This window comes from Microbacterium sp. ET2 (assembly GCF_030347395.1).
GTDB lineage: Bacteria > Actinomycetota > Actinomycetes > Actinomycetales > Microbacteriaceae > Microbacterium > Microbacterium albipurpureum.
Map to the genome: position 1 here is coordinate 789394 of NZ_CP128170.1, position 18318 is coordinate 807711.

General features: G+C 70.5%; 17 protein-coding genes. 4 read left to right on the plus strand and 13 right to left on the minus strand.

The genetic code is table 11. The features are described 5' to 3' along the window. Positions 1-30 precede the first annotated feature (30 nt). Genes QSU92_RS03890 through QSU92_RS03920 form a run of 7 tightly spaced genes read right to left on the minus strand, consistent with a single transcriptional unit; the run spans position 31 to position 7469 of the window. Positions 31-354: a (2Fe-2S)-binding protein gene (locus tag QSU92_RS03890; RefSeq protein ID WP_289264874.1), complete on the minus strand. Its 324-nt coding sequence runs from the start codon at positions 352-354 to the stop codon at positions 31-33. After that, positions 351-1295 (minus strand): dihydrodipicolinate synthase family protein, encoded by a 945-nt coding sequence (locus tag QSU92_RS03895; RefSeq protein WP_289264875.1) that lies wholly within the window; start codon positions 1293-1295, stop codon positions 351-353. Before QSU92_RS03895 ends, QSU92_RS03890 begins: the two co-directional genes overlap by 4 nt. A 25-nt stretch (positions 1296-1320) precedes the next feature. Continuing rightward, entirely contained in the window at positions 1321-4017 is a 2697-nt protein-coding gene (locus QSU92_RS03900; RefSeq protein ID WP_289264876.1) for an FAD-dependent oxidoreductase, read from the minus strand. Between the two features lie 3 nt (positions 4018-4020). Beyond that, positions 4021-4890 (minus strand): transporter substrate-binding domain-containing protein, encoded by an 870-nt coding sequence (locus QSU92_RS03905; protein WP_289264877.1) that lies wholly within the window; start codon positions 4888-4890, stop codon positions 4021-4023. Positions 4891-4942: 52 nt separating this feature from the next. Beyond that, entirely contained in the window at positions 4943-5719 is a 777-nt protein-coding gene (locus tag QSU92_RS03910) for an amino acid ABC transporter permease (protein ID WP_289264878.1), read from the minus strand. Then, positions 5719-6510, minus strand: coding sequence for an amino acid ABC transporter ATP-binding protein (locus QSU92_RS03915; protein WP_289264879.1), 792 nt, complete (start codon positions 6508-6510; stop codon positions 5719-5721). The genes QSU92_RS03910 and QSU92_RS03915 overlap by 1 nt, the downstream gene beginning before the upstream one ends. Then, complete coding sequence (locus QSU92_RS03920) at positions 6507-7469, minus strand: VOC family protein (RefSeq protein WP_289264880.1); 963 nt, start codon at positions 7467-7469, stop codon at positions 6507-6509. The genes QSU92_RS03915 and QSU92_RS03920 overlap by 4 nt, the downstream gene beginning before the upstream one ends. A gap of 136 nt (positions 7470-7605) precedes the next feature. Here QSU92_RS03920 and QSU92_RS03925 point away from each other — a divergent pair, with 136 nt between their 5' ends. The 4 genes from QSU92_RS03925 to QSU92_RS03940 all read left to right on the plus strand — a co-directional run bounded on the left by QSU92_RS03925 (position 7606) and on the right by QSU92_RS03940 (position 11033). Then, positions 7606-8403, plus strand: coding sequence for an SDR family NAD(P)-dependent oxidoreductase (locus QSU92_RS03925; RefSeq protein ID WP_289264881.1), 798 nt, complete (start codon positions 7606-7608; stop codon positions 8401-8403). 5 nt (positions 8404-8408) lie between these two features. Continuing rightward, a complete protein-coding gene (locus QSU92_RS03930; protein ID WP_289264883.1) occupies positions 8409-9167 on the plus strand; it encodes an SDR family NAD(P)-dependent oxidoreductase in 759 nt (252 codons plus the stop codon). A gap of 47 nt (positions 9168-9214) precedes the next feature. Then, positions 9215-10186, plus strand: coding sequence for a 3-hydroxyacyl-CoA dehydrogenase NAD-binding domain-containing protein (locus tag QSU92_RS03935; RefSeq protein ID WP_289264884.1), 972 nt, complete (start codon positions 9215-9217; stop codon positions 10184-10186). An 82-nt stretch (positions 10187-10268) separates the two neighbouring features. Continuing rightward, on the plus strand, positions 10269-11033 hold the full coding sequence (locus QSU92_RS03940; protein ID WP_289264885.1) for an HpcH/HpaI aldolase family protein: 765 nt from the start codon (positions 10269-10271) through the stop codon (positions 11031-11033). Here QSU92_RS03940 and QSU92_RS03945 read toward each other — a convergent pair. The 6 genes from QSU92_RS03945 to QSU92_RS03970 are packed head-to-tail and all read right to left on the minus strand — an operon-like array spanning position 10981 to position 18309. Continuing rightward, positions 10981-12072, minus strand: coding sequence for an ABC transporter ATP-binding protein (locus tag QSU92_RS03945; RefSeq protein ID WP_289264886.1), 1092 nt, complete (start codon positions 12070-12072; stop codon positions 10981-10983). The two genes, QSU92_RS03940 and QSU92_RS03945, sit on opposite strands and share 53 nt — an antisense overlap. Beyond that, the gene (locus QSU92_RS03950) at positions 12069-13661 is read right to left on the minus strand and encodes an ABC transporter permease (RefSeq protein WP_289264887.1); all 1593 of its coding nucleotides are present in this window, start codon (positions 13659-13661) and stop codon (positions 12069-12071) included. The genes QSU92_RS03945 and QSU92_RS03950 overlap by 4 nt, the downstream gene beginning before the upstream one ends. 20 nt (positions 13662-13681) lie before the next feature. Next, entirely contained in the window at positions 13682-14731 is a 1050-nt protein-coding gene (locus QSU92_RS03955) for an extracellular solute-binding protein (RefSeq protein ID WP_289264888.1), read from the minus strand. A 14-nt stretch (positions 14732-14745) separates the two neighbouring features. After that, positions 14746-15024, minus strand: coding sequence for a hypothetical protein (locus QSU92_RS03960; RefSeq protein WP_289264889.1), 279 nt, complete (start codon positions 15022-15024; stop codon positions 14746-14748). Beyond that, complete coding sequence (locus tag QSU92_RS03965; RefSeq protein WP_289264890.1) at positions 14994-17918, minus strand: WD40/YVTN/BNR-like repeat-containing protein; 2925 nt, start codon at positions 17916-17918, stop codon at positions 14994-14996. Before QSU92_RS03965 ends, QSU92_RS03960 begins: the two co-directional genes overlap by 31 nt. Positions 17919-17934: 16 nt before the next feature. Next, entirely contained in the window at positions 17935-18309 is a 375-nt protein-coding gene (locus QSU92_RS03970) for a PPOX class F420-dependent oxidoreductase (protein WP_289264891.1), read from the minus strand. Between the last annotated feature and the right edge of the window lie 9 nt (positions 18310-18318).

An 18318-nucleotide genomic window follows, 5' to 3' on the forward strand; every position in this document is an offset into this window, starting at 1 on the left:
GCCGGTCCTCCCTCGCGCGGCCGGCGGGGGTCAGCGGGCGGAATCGGGGTCCGGCGCGCCGGCGCCGGCGCCGAGCTGGTGCTCGACGGTCATCCCCGCCCGCACCCACGTCATGCAGGTGCGGGTCTGCGGCACGCCGTCGACCACCATGGTGCAGTCGAAGCAGACGCCCATGCCGCAGAAGTAGCCGCGCGGGGCGCCACCCTCGGTGACACGCAGGGCCAGCGTCTCGGCGGCCATGACGGCGGCCGCGACGCTTTCCCCCTCGTAGGCGGTCACCGTCACGCCGTCGACGACGATGTCGACCGGGCGGCCCCGTTCCAGTCCGTGGCCGGGCAGTCGCCGGCCGCTCACGCGGGCACCCGATCCGGTGCGAGCAGGCCCTCCTCCTGGAGGATCGATCGCATCGCCCGAAGGTCGTCGGCGTTAGTGATCGGCAGCCGCGGTCGTCGCACGTGACCCGCCGGCTGATCCAGCATGTGCATGAGGGCTTTCAGCTGCGCCTGGTACGAGCCGAACTGACCCGCCCACCCTCCGGGGAGCCACAGCTTGGGAAACAGCCGGTCGGATCGTTCGGCGTGTGCCCGCATCCGATCGACGTCTCCGGACCAGTGGTCCTCCCAGAACTGCGGGTCCGGTCGCCCGTAGAGCGAACCGCCGCCGACGGTGCCGTCGCCTCCCTCGCTGCGAAGCACGTCCACCCCTCGCGCGGACATGTACGGACCGAAGACCCGCACTCGGTCGCGCACGCGACGCGAGGTCTCGAAGAACTGATCGGCGTCCGGCGTGGAATCCTTGATCGCCACGACCGCGTCGACGTCTGCCAGACGGTCGGCCAGCTCCGTGCCGATGTCGATGCCGGTCCCGTGCGGCCAGTTGTAGACCACCACGGGCGCCCGGAGCGACGCGCCGATCTCCTCGTACCAGGCGACGACCTCGTTCGGGAAGAGCTTGATGTAAGGCGGAGGCGAGACGAGCACGCCGTCGACGCCGGCACCGATCGCGTGACGACCGAGGGCCAGGACGTTCGCCGCGGTGTTCGATGTGCAGCCCACGAGGACGCGGAGCCGGCCCCCCGCGGCGGCGACGGCGGTCTCGGCGACCTGCCGGCGCTCGTCCTCGCTCTGCGAGAACCACTCGCCGCAGGTGCCGTTGACGACCACCCCGTGCATGCCGCGGTCGGCATACTGCTCGATAAGCGCGTGAAGGGTGGCGAGGTCGAGCTCGCCGGTCTCGGTGAAGGGAGTGACGACGGCCGGGAAATAGCCGGCCCAGTCGACATCGTCGCGGTTCATCGGGCAGTGCTCCTCAGGGTTGTGGTCATCGCGTCGGTGCCGAGGCGATGGTGCGGTCCAGCGAGAACCGGGTCGGGAAGCGGGAGGCGGTGCGCGCCGGACCGACGATGGATTCGGCGACCTGGCGGGCGTAGATCGGGGAGAAGGTGAATCCGGTCGAGGCGACACAGGCGTGGTAGCCGGGCACGCGCTCCGACTCTCCCACGATCGGCGAGTAGTCGTCGGTGAAGGCGATGACCCCCGACCACGTGCGCACGACCCTCACGTCCTCCAGCTGCGGGACGACGTCCAACGCCACACGGAGGTTCCCCGCGGCGCTCCGCCAGGTCGTCGGATAGCGGCGCGGGTAGCCCGTTGCCGGGCTCGGCCACCCGCCGCCGATGATGAAGGAGCCGTGATGGGTCTGCTTGAGCGTCAGCCGGCGACCGATGTGCTGGATCATCGACGGCAGGAGGGGCCGGCGAGCCTCGGTGACGTTGACGTGCAGACCCTCGCGCCTGATGGGGAAGTCGAGCCCCACCATGGCGCCGATCTCGCCCGCCCAGCCGCCGGCGCAGTTGACGATGTGGCGGGCACGGATGACGCCGGCACTCGTCGTCACCCGGAAGCGATACGACGAGTCGGACTCGTCGGCCTCGATGGCGAACACCTCGGTGTCCACACGCAGGCGGGCGCCGTGCTCGCGGGCACGCCGGGCGTACAGCGGCGCGACGATGAGCGGATTCGCGTGACCCTCGAGGTCGCAGTAGGTCGCTCCGAGCACACGGTCGGAGAAGTACGGCGCGCGGGCGCGCAGGGCGGCTCCCTCGAGCACCTCGGTGTGGATCCCCGCCTCCTCCTCGAGAAGATGCTTCTCATGGAGGAGGGAGAGCTGCTCCGGAGTCTCGGCGACCATCCACCCGCCGGTCTGATGAAGCCCGACATCGGCACCGAGCTCGTCGGAGAGAGACGTCCACAGCGCGTAGGCCTCGACGCTGGCCCGCGCGTCGCTCAGCAGCCGCGACCGGTCGGCGTCGGTGCCCTTGCCGGAGAGCTGGTGGATGGCGAGCTGGAAGTGGAAGCTGCCGGCGTTGGTTCCGGATGCTTCGCGGTTGAGCTGGCCGCGATCGAGGAGCTCCACCTCGACGCCCTCGCGGGCGAGGTAGTAGGCGACGGCCGCGCCGGCGATCCCCCCGCCGATGACGAGGACGTCGGTATCGGTCAGGGGGTCCCGCGGCTGTCCCGCGAGATCGTCGGGGGCGAGGTCGGTGCGCTCGGGTTCGACGGGGTCGTCCTCCCCCGCCTGGAACAGACCCGGGTCGGCCACGTCGGCGTCGGCGATCGCCCCGATCGGCACCGGACGCGCGGGCATGCGCGGGGTGGCCGGAAGGACCGTCGACGGTGCGACACCCTTCTGCTCGGCGATGAGAGCCGCGATGTGCCGCCCGCACATGCGGCCCTGGCACGGGCCCATTCCCGCGCGGGTGAGGGCCTTGACGGCGCTGACATCCGCCGCCTCGGTCACCGCTGCTCGGATGTCGGCCTCACGGACGCGTTCGCAGCGGCAGACGACGGTGTCGTCGTCTGCCAGACCGAAGATCCCGTCGCCCACGTGGTACATCCGGGTGGTCGCCTTGGTGAGTGAGCGACGCCGGCCGATCCGGCGACGCAGCTCCTCGACCGCCGCGGCGCCCTCGATCGGCGCCCCGAGGTCCTGCATCACGGCGAACGCGGCGAGGCGGCCCTCGTCGGCGGCCACAGCGGATCCTTCGACGCCCGCGCCGTCGCCGGCGACATAGATGCCGGCGACATCGGTGCGGCCGAGGTCGTCGCGATGCACGACGGGGCCGCCGAGATCCTCGTCGACGTCGAACCGGCAGCCGACGAGGCGCAGCAGCTCGGCGCTGGGAGTGAAACCGTAGCCGATGCACAGGATGTCGGCGTCGATGACCTCCTCCGTGCCGGGGAGCACGCGCCACCGCTCGTCCACCCGCGCATGGACGACCCGTTCGACCCGGCCCTCTCCTTCGGCGCGGACGACGATGCGACGGTACTTCAGGGGGATCCCGCGACGCAGCAGGGTCGCCTGATACCGCGCGGCGTCGCCGAGCAGGCCGACGTTTCCCGGGGCGGCGGCGGCGATGCGGGCGAGGTCGGTGATGGATGGTGCGGGTCCGGCCTCGAGCGCGGTGACGATGTTCGCGCCGTACCCGGCCAGCTGCGCGGGGAAGGCGAGGGCGACCGGACCGGAGCCTGCGAAGACCACCCGGTCTCCCGGGACGAAGGACTGCGTCTTGGCCAGGGTCTGCAGACCACCGGCGGTGATGACGCCGGGAAGGTCCCAGCCGGGGAAGACGACCGGACGGTCGTGCGCTCCCGTGGCGAGGATGACGGCACGCGCACGCAGCGGTACGACCACGCCGTCCTCCGGGTGGACCATGGCGGTCCACCCGTCGTCGGACGGTTCCAGGTCGACGACGCTCGAGCGCAGGCGAAGGGTGGACCCCGAGGCCTCGGCTTCGTCGATGAGACTCCGACCCTGGCGGTACTGCTTCCCCATCTCGCGGCCGTTCACCACCCGCATCCCGGGACCAGGCTGCTTGTACACCTGCCCGCCGAGGGTCGGACGCTCGTCGATGAGCACCGCATCCAGTCCGCGCGTCGCCGCGGTCGCGGCGGCGGCCATGCCGGCCGGACCGCCCCCGATGATCAGGACGTCGTGCACGTGCTCATCGACGGTCATCGATCAGCAGCCTCCGGGCATCTCGGGCATGGTCGGGGCCATCCACTTCGTGTACAGCTCCTCGAGGGTGCCGTCCTCCTGAGCCTGACACAGGAACGCATCGAGCTGGCCGACCAGGGCGGCGTTGTCCTTCTGGACACCCCAGGCGCCGTAGTAGAGGCTGAGCGGCTCGTCGAGCTCGAGCGCGGTCAGCTGGTCGGGGTTGGACCGATCGAACTCGGCCAGGATGTAGTCCTCGACGACCACCGCGTCCGCGCGTCCGGTGGCGACTTCGAGAAGCGCCGCGTTCTGGTCGGGGAAGCCCGCAACGGTCGCGTTGGGGAAGGTGTCGCGCACGAGCTGCTCGCCGGTGGAGCCCTGGAGGGCGGTGATGACGACCCCCTCCTGGTTGTAGTCCTCGAGGGTGGTTCCGAGCTCCTCGCCGGGCTGCACGCCCAGGATGGTGGCGTAGGGGACGTAGCCGCGACTGAAGTCGATCACCTCTTTGCGCTCGTCGGTGGCGCCCAGGCCCACCGACACCATGTCGAACTGCCGGGACTGAAGGCCCGGGATCAGCCCGTTGAAGTCGAGGTTCTGGATGTCCAGTTCCACACCGAGGTCGTCGGCGAGCGCGTTGAGGAGGTCGACGTCGTAGCCCGAGGGGGTGTCGCCCTCGAGGAACATCTGCGGCTTGTACTGCAGGTTCATCCCGACCACGAGGGTTCCCGGGGTCATGAGGCCGGTGTCCTCCGCCGCCGGTGCATCACCGCCGGAATCCCCGCCGCCGTCAGTGCCCGCGTTGCCTCCGCCGCAGGCGGAGAGCACCAGGGCTGCCGCCGCCAGGGCGGTGATGACGGGAAGGCGCAGCGCCTTCCGGCTGAATCGTGTGTTCACAACGGTCTCCGATCGTTCAGGTGGGTGGGAGTGCTCGAAGGGGCGGCAAGGACTATTGGGGGGTGGCGATCACGCCGGTGCGGGGGGTGACGGCTTTCACGCGTGCCGCCAGCGCCTCGATCCGTCGCCGCTGGCGGGCGCGCAGGGCACGGCCGAGGACTCCGAGGGGCGGGCGCACGTACGTGCTCTCGATGAGGCGGAACACCAGATCGATCGCGAATGCGGCGAGCACGTAGATCACGGCTGCAGCGGTGTAGAGCACGAATGGCTGGAAGCTGGTCGCGACGAGGTTCTGGGTCACCCGCACGACCTCGAGCAGCCCGATGACGGTGAAGGTCGAGGTGTCCTTGACCATCCCGATGAACATGCTGCCGATGTTCGGCAGGGCGATCTTCACCGCCTGCGGGAGCGTGACGGAGAAGAAGATCTGGATCGACCGCATCCCCAGGGCCCATCCGGCCTCGGTGTGGCCGCTCGGCACCGCCTGCAGGGCGGAACGGAAGATCTCGGCGAAGAAGGCGCTGTAGAGCAGCGACAGGGCGATCACGCCGGCCTCGAACACCGAGAACCGCACTCCGAGCAGCAGTGCCAGGCCGAAGTACACCCAGATCACGCTCACCAGCGCCGGAACGCCGCGGAAGATGTTGATGTAGACCAGGGCGATCCAGGAGAACGGCTTGGGCGCAGAGCGGAGCACGGCCAGCAGCAGGCCGAAAACCAGTGAGATGACCAGACCCACGATCGCCACGGAGAACGCGGTCCACAGACCCGCCAGGAGCGCCTCGCGGTTCTCCCAGATGAGGCTCCAGTCGTAGTCGGTGATCGACATCACATCACCGCCCGGAGAAATTCGCGGGCACGGTCGCTGCGGCAGTTGTCATAGAACCCGCGCGGGCCGGTCTCCACGATCCGCCCCTCCTCCATGAAGACGTTCAGGTCGCCGATCTCACGGGCGAAGCCGAGTTCGTGGGTGACGACGACCATCGTCATCCCGGTCTCTGCGACCTCCCTCATCGTCTTCAGCACCTCACCCACCAGTTCCGGATCGAGTGCCGACGTGGGTTCGTCGAACAGCATGACCTCGGGGTCCAGGGCGAGCGCGCGAGCGATGGCCACGCGCTGCTGCTGTCCGCCGCTGAGCTCGGCCGGGTAGTTCGCCGCACGGTCGATCAGGCCCACACGGCGCAGCGTCACGGCCGCCTTCTCCCGGGCCGCCGACCGACTCATGCCCCGCACCTTCCGCAGCGGCAGGGCGACGTTGTCGAGGGCGCACAGGTGAGGGAACAGGTTGAACTGCTGGAAGACCATTCCCACCCGGCGGCGCAGCGCCAAGCGACCACCACGGGGGGCCTGGTCGCCGGCGAGCCCCGGGCCGAACTCGACCCCGTCGAACTTGAGAGAACCAGAATCCGGGTCGGCCAGCAGATTGATGCTGCGCAGGACCGTCGACTTCCCCGACCCCGAAGGGCCGAACAGCACCACGTGCTGACCCCTTTCGATCGTCAGGTCGATGTCGAACAGCACCTGCGTCTTGCCGAAGGATTTGTTGATCTTCTGAAGCTGGATGATCGGGTGAGCGTGGGCGGTGACCTCGTCCACGGTGGCGGTGCGCGTGCTCACGCCCGCACCTCCGTCACCGAGACGTAGAGGTCGTCCGGGTCCCGGAAGTAGGCGTAGCGCCACGAGCGACGGTCATCGAGGGCGATCTCCGCGGGTTCGCCGACGAGCTCTACGCCGATCGATTCGAGGTGGTCCACGGCGAGGTCGAGGTTTCGGGCGCCGATGGCGAATTCGAAGGTTCCGAGGTGTCCCCACTCTCCCCGCATGTCCGGACCGGCGGGGCTCTGCTCGACGGGCTCGAGCGAACCGCCGTGGGGGCTCATCAGCATCATCATCCGCTGGCTGGGCGGCTGCCGGCCGACGTCGAGGAACCACTGGTTCATCGGCTCGTTGACACCGGCCATGTCGAAGAGCTTCGCGGTGAAGCCGAGCTTGCGGTAGAACTCCTCGGTCCGGTCGGCGCTGCCGACACCGAAGGCGACGTGGTTGACCCCCTGTGGTCCGTCGGGATAGGGCCAGCCCGACTCGAGGGAGCGCCACTCGATGAACTCGAGCTTGGCTCCGTCGGGGTCTTCGACATACGACAGGCCGCAGTGCGTGTCGTAGGGCTCCAGGATCTGGTCGTTCGGCTCCATCAGGACGCGATGCCCCGCGGCCACCAGCTTCTCGTGGAACTGCTCGTACGACTGCACGTGGATGCACACCTCGCAGATCCCCGGCTCGCCGTAGGCGAAGCCCTCCGGAAGCGGCGGCTGAGGGCGGTCGAGGATCTGGACCAGCTTGATCCCCGAACGGCCGAGCACGGTGGGCTGGCTCGAACGCAGATATGCCACCCGCGCGCGCGTGATCGCGTGGCCGGTGACAGGAGCCATCCCGGGGAGTTCGCCGGTGTAGTCGAAGACCACGTCGATGAAGCCGAGCTGGGCGTAGAAGGCCAACGACGCCGCCATGTCGGAGACGCCGACCCCGATGTGGTCGACCCCCAGCAGCGTTCCGAATCGGAAATCTGTTCCGTGCATCTCTTCTTCCCCGGACTGTTGTTGTGGAGCGATGGTTGCACAACGAACACTTGTCCGCAATACGCACAGAACTGTTCGGATTGCGATAGTTCGTTCGCATAACGTACGTTACTGACAACGGAACGAAGGCAGACAGGTGGCACAGGACGATCTCTCCTCCGGCGCATCGCCCGCAGCGGCGACGTCGCCGACCTTGCTTTCCGGCCGCCGGATCCTCGTGACCGGCGGCGCGCGGGGCCTCGGCGCGGCGATCGCGCAAGCCCTCGGCGCGGCGGGAGCCACCGGAGCCGTCGTCGATCTGATCGCCCCCGAGCCGGGCTCGAGCCCGGGGTGGCCCTCGGCGCAGGCCGATCTGACCGACGAGCGCGGGGCGCGAGAGGCGATCCGCGGCCTCGCCGAGCAGTGCGGACCCTTCGACGGCCTCGTCGCAGCCGCGGGGATCGTTCCGTCCTGGCACGCCCCCGACCAGGTGGATCTGGAGGACTTCGACCGCGTGATGGCGGTCAACGTCACCGGCGTCGTCACCGCCATCGCCGCGCTCTCACCCGACATGGCGCCGGGATCGACGATCGTCGCGATCGGGTCCCTCAACTCCTGGCGAGGAGACCCCCACCTGCTGTCCTACGTCGCCAGCAAGCACGCCGTGCTCGGCGTCGTACGGTCGGCCGCGATGGCGCTCGGTCCGCGCGGCATCCGGGTGAACGCGATCGCACCCGGCCCTGTGGCCACCGCCGCCCTCCTCTCTCGCGTCGACGGCCGCGCAGCGACCACGGGCCTGTCCCGCGCCGAGGCGCTGGCGAAGGCGGCGGAGCTCACCGCTCTCCGCCGGCTGGCAGAGGAGCAGGATGTCGCGGATGCGGCCGTCTTCCTCTCGTCGCCGCTGTCCCGGGCCATCACCGGGCACCTGCTCCCCGTCGACGGCGGGATGCTCTGAAGACCATGACGACACTTGCCGATCGCACCGCCCTCATCACCGGAGTGTCCGGTGCTCTCGGAGCGGCGTCCGCCGCGACCTTCGGTCGTGAGGGCGCCCGGGTCATTGGCACCTTTCGCAGCCGGCGATCCGAAGCCGAGGCCGCTCTCGCCGTCATCCCCGAGTCGCGACGCTCTCTGCTCCACGCCGATCTCGACGGCCCCGAGGCCGCCCGCGCGCTCTGGCACCGGGCGTGCGAGATGTCCGCCATCGACACGGTCGTCGTCAACGCCGCCGCCCTCACACCGACGCCTCTGGCTGGCGACGACGGGGCCTGGGACCGTGGCTGGCAGCTGTCGCTGCAGGTCAATGTCGTGGCCGCGGCGACGCTCATGCGGGAGGCGGTGGCGACGATGTCGGCCCGCGGTTCGGGAACCATCATCGCGATCTCCAGCTGGGCGGCCCTGCAGGGCAGCCGCATTCCCGATCTCGGGGCCTACGCCGCTTCGAAGGCGGCCCTGCGGAACTTCGCCCAGACGCTCGCGCGCGCCAACGCCCGGTCGGGTGTGAGGGTCTACACGATCGCGCCCGGCGTCGTGGGGGCCGGGATGGGCACCGCCGACTTGGATGCCTCGCAGATCGACGCCGTCGCCGACGGCCTGGCGATGGGTGACCACGTCCACCCGACGGAGGTCGCCGAGCTCGCCGCTTTCCTCGCCTCGGATCGATGCCCGAGCCTCACCGGTTCGACGATCGACCTCAACGGAGCCTCGTACATCCGGTGACCGTCTTCGATCACCGCTCAGAACGCCACCTCGGATCGGATGCCGACATGACTTCACCCCCGCCCTCAGGACCCGATGCCGCGGCATCCATCGCCGACACCGTGGCTGTGATCGGTGCCGGAAGCATCGGCATCGCCTGGACCATCGTGTTCGCCTCCGCCGGAATCCGAGTGCGCATCTTCGAAGCCGCGCCGGGTGTGCGCAGAGCCGCGATCGGCGAGGTGACGAACATGCTCGGCGAGCTGTCCGAGGCGGGCCTGCTGGACGAACCGGTCGCCACGATCCTGGAGCGGGTGCAGGTCGTGGACAGCCTCGAGGCGGCGGTGAGCGGAGCGGACTTCGTGCAGGAGTGCGTGATCGAAGACCTCGGCGTCAAGCAGCAGCTCTTCGCCCAGCTCGACGCGCTGACCGACCCCCGGGTGGTGCTGGCGAGCTCGACGTCGACGATCACCGCCTCGGCATTCGCCGCGGGTCTCGCCGGACGCGAGCGGTGTCTGGTCGTCCATCCCGCCAACCCGCCGTACTTCCTCCGCGTCGCCGAGGTCGTCCCCGCGTCCTTCACCGCCGCGAGCACGGTCGCCACCGCCCGGGCGCTCCTCGTGCGCGCACGGATGACTCCCATCGTGCTCGGCCGCGAGATCGAGGGGTTCGCCTTCAACCGCCTGCAGGGCGCGATGCTCCGCGAGGCCTATTGCCTCGTCCGCGACGGCGTGGTGTCGGCCGAGGACATCGACACGCTCGTGCGGGAGGGCCTGGGCCTGCGCTGGTCGGTGATCGGGCCGTTCACCACCAGTGAGCCTCAACACCCGTGGTGGGCTCCGCCGTCACGCCGAAGTCCTCGGACCGGTGTACGCCCGCATCGCGCTCGAGCGCGGCGACGACAACCCCTGGAACCCCGACACCATCGAACACGTCGCCACGACCATCGAGCGGCGCCTGCCGCATCCGGGGTGGGAGGACAACGTCCGCGAGCGGGACCGCGCCATGATGCGACTGGCGTCGCTGCTGCGGCAGTTTGACAACCCGCTCGCCGACGTCCGCCCCCGGCGGGAGGACCTGGCCGGCGCGACGCCGATGACGGCTCCTCAGTAGAGTCGGGCCGTGACCTCCTCCCCCGCCCCGGTGCGCCTGGCCGCCTGGTCGATGCTCGGCGTCCCCGCCGCGGCATCGCTCCTCGCCGGCATCGGCGCCGACCTGCTCGTCCTCGACGGCCAGCACGGGCTCTACGACGACGCCGCACTGATCGCCGCCATCCCCGGCGCCGCACGGGTTCCGGTGCACGTTCGCGTTCCGCACAATTCGCCCGCGCTCATCGGTCGCGCCCTCGACGCCGGGGCGCGCGGTGTGATCGTGCCGATGGTCCAGAGCGGCGACGAGGCGATCGCGGCCGCCCGCGCCAGTCGGTACCCCCCGCTCGGAGAACGCTCGTGGGGTCCTCTGGCGGCCTACCGGGGGGAAGCGACGATCGACCCGGTCACGGCGAATCGGGCCGTCTGGTGCGCCGTCATGGTCGAGACCGCGCGCGCCGTCGCCGACGTCGTCGCGATCGCCGCAGCCCCCGGGGTGGATGAGGTGTTCGTCGGCCCCTTCGACCTCGCCTTGGCCCTGGGCACCACGGTCGGCGACCTCCTCGCCGACCGGTCGCCCGGCAATCCGCTCGACACCGTCGTGGCGGCGTGCCGGCAGGCGGGCACGGTGGCGGGCGCTTTCGCAGGAGGTCTTGCCGCGGCAGAGAATCTCATCGGCCGCGGGTTCACCAGCGTCGCGGTGGCCGTGGACACCCAGGTGATCGCCGCCGCCGGCGCCGAGCTCATCAGCGCCGCGCGCTCGCTGCCCGTTCCGGCGGGTCCGTCACCCGAGGCGTGATGAGGGCGGCGTCGGGTCGATCCTCCGCGACGGTCGCCAGCACTCCCGTCACCCTCACTCCGACCCGATCACCGGGGCTGAGGTCGGCGGACGTCACGGCCTCGATCTCGCCTCCGCCCGGGAGGACGAGGCGTACGAGCCGGTCCGCGCCGCGGAACAGGGCGCGGACGACAGTCGCCCCGAGACCGGCTTCCGGATCGGTGAGCGACACCGATTCGGGCCGGAGCACGGCCAGACGCACGCCCAGCGGGGTCGCGGGGTCGACGGCGACGTCACCGAGCGGGGTGATCGCGACACCCGGCCTCGTCACCCGGACCGGCACGAGGGTGGATCGGCCGACGAACTCGGCGGTGAACCGGTCCGCGGGGCGCCGGTAGACCTCTGCGGGCTCTCCCGTCTGGTGGATCCGGCCGGCCCCCATCACCATCACGCGATCGGCGACGGCCAGCGCCTCGCCCTGATCGTGGGTGACCATGAGCGCCGACGTCCCGGTGCGGCGGAGCGCCGCGACGGTCTCCTCACGGACGCGTTCGCGCAGACTCGCGTCGAGATGCGAGAAGGGCTCGTCCAGGAGCACGAGCGCCGGCCGTGCCGCCAGGGTCCTCGCCAGCGCCACACGCTGCTGCTCGCCGCCGCTGATCTCCGACGGCATCCGCGCCGCGAGGTGGGCGATCCCCAAGAGGTCGAGGATGCGACCCGCCTGCGTCATCCGATCGGCTCCGCGCAGTCCGAAGGCGGCGTTTCCGGCGACGTCGAGGTGGGGGAAGAGGACGCTGTCCTGGAAGACGAGCCCGACCCCGCGCGCCTCGGGCGGCACGAAACGCGCACCCCCGCTCATGCGCACCCCGGCGATGTCGACGCTCCCCTCACCGCGGTCGAGGCCGGCGACAAGGCGCAGGATCGAGGTCTTCCCGCAACCGGAGGGTCCGAGGAGGGCGACCAGCTCCCCCTGCCGGACCGAGAGATCGACGTGGTCCACGGCGACGACGTCGCCGAAGCGGCGGACGAGTCCGCGCGCGTCCAGCGCCGCGACGCTCACGACGCCACGCTCACGCGCACCTGGGATCGCGCGTGAAGCGCGAGGAGGGGGACACTGATGACGACCATGAGAAGTGCGGCGATGCTGGCAGTGGTGTACTGCCCCTCGATCATCGCACCCCACAGTCGTACCGCGAGCGTCTCCGACCCCGTCGGACGCAGGAGCAGCGTCACAGGCAGCTCGTGCAGCGTCGCGAAGAACACCAGCGTCGCGCCGGTCAGCATCGCGGGGCGGACCAGCGGCAGGACGACGCCGACGAGGGTGCGCATCTCACTTCGTCCGAGCGAGCGCGAGACGTCGAGAAGACGCTCGTCGACGCTGCGGAGCGCCTCGGAGAGTGGTCCGATCGCCAGAGGGAGGAACAGCGCGGCGTAGGCGAGGACCAACGTGGTGCGGGATTGGTAGAGACCCGGCGGACCGGCTATGGAGAGGACGAGGATCGCCAGTCCCACCGCGAGGTGCGGCAGGGAGTGGGTGATCCACGGCACGCCCTCCAGCACCCTCGTGAATCTGCTGCGTCGCCGGGCCGCCAGCGCGATGGGAAACGCCAGGAGCGTCGTGACCGCTCCCGCGAGGAGCGCCAGGCCGAGGGCGTTCACCGCCTCCTCCAGGACGGGACCCGGCCGCGCGCCCGCCGCGAGTCCCCGCAGCGCCCAGGCGGCCAGCGTCGTCACGGGGAGCACGGTCGAGAAGAGCACGACCACTCCGAGGAGCGTCGAGACGATCGCGGTGCCGAGCGGTCCGAGCCGCGAAACGGCGGCCGGCCGGGTGTGCGCCGCGCCGGCACGGTGCCGGCCGCGCAGCAGCACCTGTCCGGCGATGAGCGCACCCGAGACCAGGACCAGGATGAGGCACAGCGCGAACGCCGGGCCGACCTCGACCCGCCCACGGAACTGCGCGTAGATCGCCCGCGTGAAGGTCTCGTAGCGCAGCATCGACACCGCGCCGAAGTCGGAGATGACATACAGCGCGACCACGCAGGCGGCGAGGGCGAGAGTGCCGCGCAGCTGCGGGAGGACGACACGGAAGAACAGCCTCGGGCCGCTCTGACCGAGGAGCCGCGCGGTCTCCTCCAGTGCCGGGTCCATCCGCGAGAGCGCCACGGTGGCGAGGGTGTGGACGATGGGCACCGCCACGATGGTCAGGCAGAGCGTCGCCGCCCAGAGCCCCGCGGCCGGCGGGAGGCGTTCGAGCCCCCAGGGACGGAGCAGATCGGTGAGCAGCCCGTCCCCGCCCAACATCCCCGACAGAGCGACCGCGACGACGTACGCGGGGAGCACGAGGGGGATCGTGAGCGCCGTCGCCCAGACCCGCCGACCCGCAAGGGTCGTCCGCGACGTCAGCCACGCGGTGGCCGAGCCGATGGGCAGCGAGAGGGTGACGACGAGGGCGGCGAGCAGAAGGGTGTTTCCCAGCAGCACCAGCAGCCGTCCCACGGGGACGGTCTCGGCACCCGCCCCCGCCGCACCCTGCACGAGCAGGACGACGAGCGGCGGCAGGCTCAGTCCGAGGACGACGACCGCCGCGATGATCGTCGCGACTCGGCCCCTCGCCGTCGGGCCGCCGCGCACCGACGGGTCCCCCTTCACCGTCGCCGGTCTCACACGGGTCAGATCAGACCCGCCCGTGCGATCAGGTCGGTGGCGACATCCAGATTCCCGGCCACCTCGGCGAGGTTCATGGCGGCGATGAGCTCCGGATCGAGAGGTCGCTCGCCATCTGGTGTTCCGATGCCGGGCACGAGCGGGTACTCGCCGACCTCCTCGAGGAAGTGGCGCTGAGCCTGGTCTCCGAGGAGGAACCGGACGAACTCCACGGCGGCGTCGGGGTGCGCACCACCGGTCAGGCGGCCGATGGCCGTGGGCATCAGCACGTCGCCGGCGTCACCCGGGGTGAAAGAGTGGTTGCGCACCGGGAAGGCAAGGTCCTCGGCCTGCAGCCGGTGGACGTAGTAATGGTTCACCAATCCCACATCCAGATCGCCCGCCGCGATCGCTCGCAGCTGCTCCTCGTTGCCGTCGAAGATCTGCGGATCGTTGGCGGCGATGCCTTCCAGCCAGGTCAGCGCCTCGCCCTCGCCGCGGATCGCCACCAGGGCCGCCACGAACGAGACGAAGGAGCTGTGGGTGGGCGCCAGCCCCACCCGCCCCCGCCATGGCTCCTCCGCGAGCTCCGAGATCGCGTCCGGCAGCTGATCGGCCGGGGTCGTCGCCGGGTCGTAGGCCAAGACCCGCCGACGAGCCGTCACGCCGACCCAGTCGCCGTCGCTGCCGGCGATCCCGGGAACGACGGCGTCCAGAACGTCCTCGGGCAGCCGGCTCAGAAGCCCCGCCTCAGAGATCGCTCCGATGTAGGCGGGGTCCTGCGTGAAGAAGAGGTCGGCAGGAGAGGACGCCCCCTCCTGCAGGATCGTCGTGGCGAGCTCGCCGGTGCTGCCGTACCGCGCGTCGACGTCGAGCCCGGTGCGCCGCTCGAACTCCTCGACGAGCGGTCGCACGTGGTCCTCGTTGCGACCCACGTAGACGACGAGATCGGCTCCCCCGAGCGACGAGGCCTGGTCCGTCGGCGAGGAACCGCCGGAGGCACCGCTTCCCGTCGCGCAGCCGGTGAGGGCGAGCACGGCGACGAGCGCGAGAACGGCGAAACGGCGGGCACGCATGAGCAGAGAGTCTCCTAGAAGCTGAGTCCGAGCAGGGGGACGGTGGTGTCTGCGCGCAGGGCCGCATCGAGCTGCGGCAGTGCGTCCGCGCGCAGGGCGGCCAGGCGCCGGAGTGCGTCATCGGCCTCGGCTTCGAAGCGGTCGAGCACCTCGTACACTCCCGGCACCGGGCGGGTGTCGGAGAGCTCGACGACGATCTCCGGCAGGAGCACGATCTTCTGCTCGAGGCCCGCCGCCATCTTCAGCGCGTCGTTGTGATCCTTCATGTCGGGGTTGGTGAGGATTCGGCGCACCGCGTCAGCCTCGTCGGAGATCTCGCCGATGCGCGACGTGAGCGGATGATCGCCCAGGCGACGGGAGAGTCCGGAGAGCACGTCATGCACGGCAGTGGACGTGCCGATGCCCTCCGCGACGCGCTGCAGCAGGTCGCGGATGCGCAGGAGCAGCAGGTATTGCTCACGCAGATCGTCGTCGTCGGCCACTCCGCGGGGGTCGCGATGCACCACGACGTCCTGCGCGCGGCTTTCGCCATCGGCGGTGATGGTGACGGTGTAACGCCCGGGTGCCACGCGGGGCCCGGGATAGACCACCCCGCGTCGCCCGTCCTCACCCGGCGCGGTGAGGGCCGGTTCCACGCGCAGATCCCACAGGAAGGCGTGCGTTCCGGCGTCGGTGGCGGGCACCTCGGCGGGCGGCAGCTTCCGATCGTCCGGCACAGCGGAGCGGAAGGTGCGCAGCGTCCGCCCCTCGGCGTCGGCGATGGCGATCGTGACGGACGAGACCTCGGCGGGCAGGCGGTACATGACCTGGGCGCCGTTCGGGGGGTTCTTCCCTCCGTCGAGCCACACCGTCTCGGCACTGCCGTCCGGCAGGTGACGACGGGTGAAGGTCGCGCCGCCCAGGGGAACCCCCGGGAAGCCGCCCACCCAGGTGCCTTCGCCGGGCATGTCGAAGCCGTCCGGTGTGGGGTAGCGGTAGACCGTGGGCGGGGTGAACAGGTGGAGACCGTCGGATGCCACTTCGGCGATCTCGCGCAGCGGTGCGAGATCGTCGAGGATCCAGAACGCCCGCCCGTGCGTGCCGGCGATGAGTTCGTGGTCGCGCACCTTGATGTCGTAGACGGGCACGGAGGGCATGTTCCCGCGCAGGCTCGCCCAGGTGCTCCCCGGTCGACGGAGAACCACACCCGGCGCTCGGTGGCCACGAACAGCAGGTGGGGCTGCAGAGGATCCTCGCGGATGCTGCGTGCCCATTCCGTCTCGGGGATGCCGGCGGTGATCGCCTCCCACGTCGCGCCGAAGTCATCCGTCCGGTAGACCAGCGGCCGCAGGTCCTGCAGCCGGTAGGCGTGCGCGGTGAGGTACGCCCGCCCGACCTGGTGGTGGGAGGGCTCGATCCGGGTCACGGTCGCCCACTCCGGCAGCCCCGCCGGGAACAGCTCCGTCCATTCGCCGCCGCCGTCGCGGGAGAGGTGGACGCGTCCGTCATCGGTTCCGACCCACAGTTCGCCCGGGGTGAGCGGCGACTCGGCGAAGGCGTGGATCGTGCAGTAGACCTCTGCACCGGTGGAGTCGCCCGAGATCGGGCCGCCGGTCGGCTGCTGCTTGGCGGGGTCGTCACGGGTGAGGTCGCCGCTGATGCTCTGCCAGGTGATCCCGCCGTCGGGCGAGCGGAAGACCCGCTCGCCGCCGACGTAGAGCACCCCCGGCTCATGCGGCGAGAACTCGATCGGGTAGGTCCACCCGAACCGGTGCTTCATCTCGCTCGCACCGATGCCCATGAAGTACTCGGGCCACACCGCCACGTCGCGGGCCTGCTCGGTGACCTGATCGAAGCGCAGCAGCGGACCGGGGTGACCGAAGCCCGCGCCGCCCAGCATGACGAATCGAGGGTCGGAGCGGTCCAGGGCCACGTCTCCGGCCTCGGCCTCGCCGAGCTCCAGGCAGTCAGGCCAGCGCAGGGCGCCCTTCCACGAGCGCGAGGGCGCCCGGATGCCGGAGTTGTCCTGCTGGGTGGCGTACAGGTCGAACGGGAACCGGTGGTCCACGTCGAACCGGTAGAACTGCGCGGTCGGCTGGTTGTAGATCGACGACCAGGTCATCCCGCCGTTGACGCTCACGCAGGCGCCCCCGTCGTTGCCGTTGATCATCCGCTGCGGGTCGCTGGGGTCGATCCACAGGTCGTGGTTGTCGCCGTGCGGGGTCTGGACCTGCTGGAAGGTCCGGCCGCCGTCGCGCGATCGCCAGGCCCACGTGTTCATGCACCACACGGTGTCGGCCTCGGTGGGGTGCGCGATGATGTGGCTGTAGTACCAGGGTCGGCCCTGCACCGATCGCTCGGTCGACACGTGCGCCCAGGTCTGGCCCGCGTCATCCGATCGGTAGACACCGCCCTGTCCCCCGATCGCCTCGACCAGCGCCCACACCCGACCCGGCCGTGCCGGGCTGGCAGCGATGCCGATCCGTCCGAGCAGGCCCGTGGCGAAGCCGGGGTGATCCGAGATCAGCTCCCAGGTGTCGCCGCCGTCGCGCGATCGCCACAGGCCCGAGTCCTCTCCGCCCGAGACGATGTCCCAGGGGTGGCGGACCATCTGCCAGATGGAGGCGTACACGACCCGCGGGTTCGCCGGGTCCAGAACGAGGTCGGCGGCCCCGGCGCGATCTGAGACGTGCAGCACCAGATCCCAGGTGTCGCCGCCGTCGCGGGTGCGGTAGACGCCGCGCTCGGCAGAGGGGCCGAACACGTCTCCGAGCGCCGCGACGAAGGCGACGTCGGCGTCGCGCGGATCGACCCGGACCTTGGCGATGTGCTTCGTGGCGTCGAGCCCCCGGTGCTGCCAGGTCCGGCCGCCGTCGACGGTGCGATACACCCCGTCTCCGGGCACGACGTTGTTGCGGGCGAAGGATTCACCCGTTCCCACCCACACCACCTGCGGATCGGCGTCGGCGACGGCGATCGCCCCCACCGAGGCGGATTCGAGGAACCCGTCGGACATGGGCTTCCAGTACTGGCCGGCGTCGTCGGTCATCCAGACACCGCCGGAGCACGCGCCCATCCAGAACCGGGAGCGGTCGGAGGGATCACCCGCGACGGCGACGACGCGGCCTCCGCGGGATGGTCCGACGCTGCGCCAGCGGATGACGTCGGGGCCGAGTTCGGCGGCCAGGTCCTCGCTCGAACGGGTCATGCCTTCTCCTTCGCGCTCACGCATAGGGCCGGATCTTGCAGATGACGCGTTCGCTCTCGATCTGCTCTGCGATGTAGGAGCGGCCGAAGTAGCGTTCGGACAGCTCGTCGATGTGGGCGCGCGCGCGATCGCCGAGGATGAACTCGATCACCTCGCCCCGCACCTCGGCGTAGCTGTAGGGATTCGCCTGATCGATGATCAGCACCGCCACCCGGGGGTCGTGTCTCATATGACGGTACTTCAGACGGTGCACCTCGGTGTTGATGAGGATGTGCTCGTCGTCGCAATCGACCCACATCACCTGGGCGGTGGGCGATCCGTCTTTTCGCAGCGTCGTGAGCGAGGCGAAGTTCTTGCCCTTCGCGAGGGCGCGCGTGTGCTCGTCGAGCATGTTGACCTT

Coding starts and splice junctions, on each gene's coding strand:
- QSU92_RS03895 (WP_289264875.1), bottom strand. CDS start 1,295: ATGAACCGCGACGATGTCGACTGGGCCGGCTATTTCCCGGCCGTCGTC.
- QSU92_RS03900 (WP_289264876.1), bottom strand. CDS start 4,017: ATGACCGTCGATGAGCACGTGCACGACGTCCTGATCATCGGGGGCGGT.
- QSU92_RS03910 (WP_289264878.1), bottom strand. CDS start 5,719: ATGTCGATCACCGACTACGACTGGAGCCTCATCTGGGAGAACCGCGAG.
- QSU92_RS03920 (WP_289264880.1), bottom strand. CDS start 7,469: ATGCACGGAACAGATTTCCGATTCGGAACGCTGCTGGGGGTCGACCAC.
- QSU92_RS03930 (WP_289264883.1), top strand. CDS start 8,409: ATGACGACACTTGCCGATCGCACCGCCCTCATCACCGGAGTGTCCGGT.
- QSU92_RS03935 (WP_289264884.1), top strand. CDS start 9,215: ATGACTTCACCCCCGCCCTCAGGACCCGATGCCGCGGCATCCATCGCC.
- QSU92_RS03955 (WP_289264888.1), bottom strand. CDS start 14,731: ATGCGTGCCCGCCGTTTCGCCGTTCTCGCGCTCGTCGCCGTGCTCGCC.
- QSU92_RS03965 (WP_289264890.1), bottom strand. CDS start 17,918: ATGACCCGTTCGAGCGAGGACCTGGCCGCCGAACTCGGCCCCGACGTC.
- QSU92_RS03970 (WP_289264891.1), bottom strand. CDS start 18,309: ATGCTCGACGAGCACACGCGCGCCCTCGCGAAGGGCAAGAACTTCGCC.